Source organism: Candidatus Thioglobus sp. (genome assembly GCF_028599055.1).
Lineage (GTDB): Bacteria > Pseudomonadota > Gammaproteobacteria > PS1 > Pseudothioglobaceae > Thioglobus_A.
In genome coordinates, this window is record NZ_JAQRMS010000061.1 from 1 (window position 1) to 3301 (window position 3301).

A 3301-nucleotide genomic window follows, 5' to 3' on the forward strand; every position below is an offset into this window, starting at 1 on the left:
GATGATTTTCATAATTTCACCGCGCTAAACATTCCTGAACATCATCCGGCTCGCGCCATGCATGACACGTTCTACTTCAATGAAAATACCGTGTTAAGAACGCATACCTCTCCGGTGCAAATTCGTACACTTGAAAAACAAGATCCACCGGTGCGTATTATTGCCCCAGGTCGTGTGTATCGTTGTGATTCTGATATCACCCACACACCAATGTTTCATCAAGTAGAAGGGCTGATTGTTGATAAGCAGGCAAACTTTGCCCAATTAAAAGGCTTACTGATTGACTTTTTGCGCGCTTACTTCGAAAAAGAAGATTTACAAGTACGCTTTCGTCCTTCCTATTTTCCGTTTACCGAGCCTTCTGCTGAAGCAGATATCGAATGTGTGATTTGTGGTGGTGAAGGTTGTCGTGTTTGTAAAAAGACCGGCTGGCTAGAAGTGCTAGGTTGTGGCGTGGTTCATCCTAACGTGTTAAATTCAGTAGATGTGGATTCGCAGGAATATACAGGCCTTGCATTTGGCATGGGTGTTGAGCGCCTTGCTATGTTGCGTTACGGCGTTAACGATCTTCGATTATTCTTTGAAAACGACGTGCGTTTTCTAAAACAATTTAAATAAGCATATGAATATTTCAACATCATGGTTACGTGAGTGGATTTCCCCCGTTGTTACTGACGAGGTATTGGCCGAACAATTAACAATGGCAGGTCTGGAAGTTGACGGTATTGATACTGTTGCGCCAGCTTTTACTAAAGTTGTAGTTGGAGAGGTAATTTCTTGTGAAAAACACCCAGATGCAGATAAGCTAAATTTGTGTCAAGTTGAGGTTGGCGAAGCTAATCCTGTGCAGATTATTTGTGGTGCTAAGAATGTGCGCACCGGACTTAAAGTTATGGCAGCACTGGTTGGTGCTAAACTTCCAGGTGATTTTAAAATCAAAAAAGCAAAATTAAGAGGTGTTGAGTCATTTGGCATGATTTGTTCTGATTCTGAGTTGGGTCTTAGTGATTCATCGGACGGTATTGCTGAACTAGACTCAGAGGCGCCAATTGGCCAAGATATTAGAGAGTATCTGGATCTTGACGATAATATTATTGAATTAGACATCACCCCAAATCGCGGCGATTGTTTCTCAGTTCTTGGTGTGGTGCGTGAAGTGAGTGCTAATTACAATATGGCGTTTGTCATGCCTGAAATTGAGGTTAATGTATCTGGCACGTCTAGCATTAAAACCAAAGTGAGCAACACAAATGCTTGCCCTAAGTATTTAACCAGAAGTATCACAGGTATTGATAATACGGTTCAAACACCACAATGGATGGTAGATAAGTTAACGCGCTCAGGCCAAGCTGTACATTCACCAGTGGTTGATATTACTAACTACGTTTTAATGGAATTAGGCCAACCAATGCACGCGTTTGATCTTAGCAAAATTAATGGCTCTATTGATGTTAGAAATGCTAAATCTGGTGAAACAATTGATTTGTTGAACGAGTCAACAGCAACTTTAAAGGATAACACTTTGGTGATTGCTGATGAAAGTTCGGTATTAGCGATAGCGGGTGTAATGGGTGGTGAGTCAAGTTCAACTCAGCCAACTACAGTCGATATTTTATTGGAAAGTGCTTTCTTTGAGCCGGTAGCTATTGCTGGTAAGGCCAGAGATTATGGTCTGCATACAGAATCATCATTGCGTTTTGAGCGTGGTGTTGATTTTAATATTACCGAGCTGGCATTAGATCGAGCTGCACAGTTAGTGGTTGAAATCTGCACCCCTCAAGGGGGCATTAAAAAGAATGGCGGTGAAGTGAGTGAAATTACCTCGAATATCGACGAAAACACTCTGCCTGAGTTGGCGCCTATTACCATTACTAAAGCTAAAATTCAGCAAGTGTTGGGCTTTGAATTAGACAGTAGCTGGATTGAAGAAAAGTTCATTAATCTTGATTTTGAAATTAGCAATAAAACAGATGATTCGTGGACAATTGTTCCGCCAAGTTTCCGTTTTGATATTCGCATTCCAGCTGATTTGATTGAAGAGCTAGCAAGACTGTATGGCTATGATAAATTACCAGTTCAGAAGTTATCGTTAGATGCTAATATTAATGTCATTGAAGAAGCTCAAATTGATAAGTATGATGTCATGCAAGCTTTGGTCAGTCGTGGTTATCAAGAGGTAATTACATACAGTTTCATCTCTGAAAAATATCAAAATTTGATTGATCCTGAAGCCAGTAAGATTACCCTGTCAAATCCAATTTCTGCAGATATGTCGACCATGCGTTCATCATTGTGGGCAGGTTTGTTGCAAACTGTAGAATCAAATCAAAGACGTGGACATACCGATGCACGTTTTTTTGAAATTGGCTTATGTTTTGGTGGCGTTCAAGCGGATGAACAATCCAATAAATTAGCCGGCGTTGTTTCTGGTAATCGATTTGCTTCGCAATGGTCGACGGAGCCTAAGGCGCTTGATTTTTTTGATGCAAAAGCAGACCTTGAATCTATTTTAAGTTTTACCTCAGCGGATTTTGAATTCGAAGCGGCTGAACATCCTGCCTTGCAAAAAGGCCAAACTGCTAGGATTATGCACAATAATCAAGTGGTAGGCTGGATTGGTGCATTATCACCTAGTGTTCAAAAAGAATTGTCACTGCCAGTATGCTATTTGTACGAAATAGATTTGGCTACGGTGTTATCAGGCTCAATTGCTAAATATAAGCCTTTTTCTGCTTATCAATTAGCTCAGCGTGATATTGCTTTGGTGGTTGATCAATCAACCCCAGTTGCCAAGTTAACGCAAGCCATTGAGCAGCTAAATCAGGCGCATTTTGTTGGTGTTAGCTTATTTGATGTGTATGAAGGCGAGCATATTGATGCCGGTAAAAAGAGTGTTGCACTTAATTTAACTTATCAGTCACTTGAGGCCACATTAGCTGATGAAGAAGTTAATGCTAAGGTAGACGATGTATTGGCACTGATGAAAACACAGTTTTCAGCGACACTTCGATAGCTATGGCATTAAGCAAAAAAGATATCGCTGATAATTTGGTGCGTGAAATGGAGATTACCCATGCGCAAGCGTTACAGCTAACCAATGACTTTTTTGATCAAATTCAATTAACCCTTGCTGATGGTGAAGAAGTAAAGCTATCAGGCTTTGGTAATTTTATTATTAGAGAGAAGGCTGCTCGACCAGGTAGAAATCCTAAAACAGGACAACCGGTAGAGATATCTGCCAGAAAAGTAGTTAACTTTAAAGCAGGTCCAAAACTTAAAAAACTAACTCAAGAGGTTTAGT

The 3301-nt window shown here is 40.4% G+C and carries 3 protein-coding genes; all 3 read left to right on the forward strand.

Annotation, left to right across the window (positions count from 1 at the left end; translation table 11 throughout):
* The coding region (pheS, locus tag PSN35_RS05055) for a phenylalanine--tRNA ligase subunit alpha (RefSeq protein ID WP_300030353.1) at positions 1 to 618 on the forward strand (618 nt) is incomplete at its 5' end.
* 4 nt (positions 619 to 622) lie between these two features.
* Positions 623 to 3013, forward strand: coding sequence for a phenylalanine--tRNA ligase subunit beta (gene pheT / locus PSN35_RS05060; protein WP_300030356.1), 2391 nt, complete (start codon positions 623 to 625; stop codon positions 3011 to 3013).
* A gap of 2 nt (positions 3014 to 3015) precedes the next feature.
* The gene (locus PSN35_RS05065; protein WP_300030359.1) at positions 3016 to 3300 is read left to right on the forward strand and encodes an integration host factor subunit alpha; all 285 of its coding nucleotides are present in this window, start codon (positions 3016 to 3018) and stop codon (positions 3298 to 3300) included.
* Position 3301: the final 1 nt, after the last annotated feature.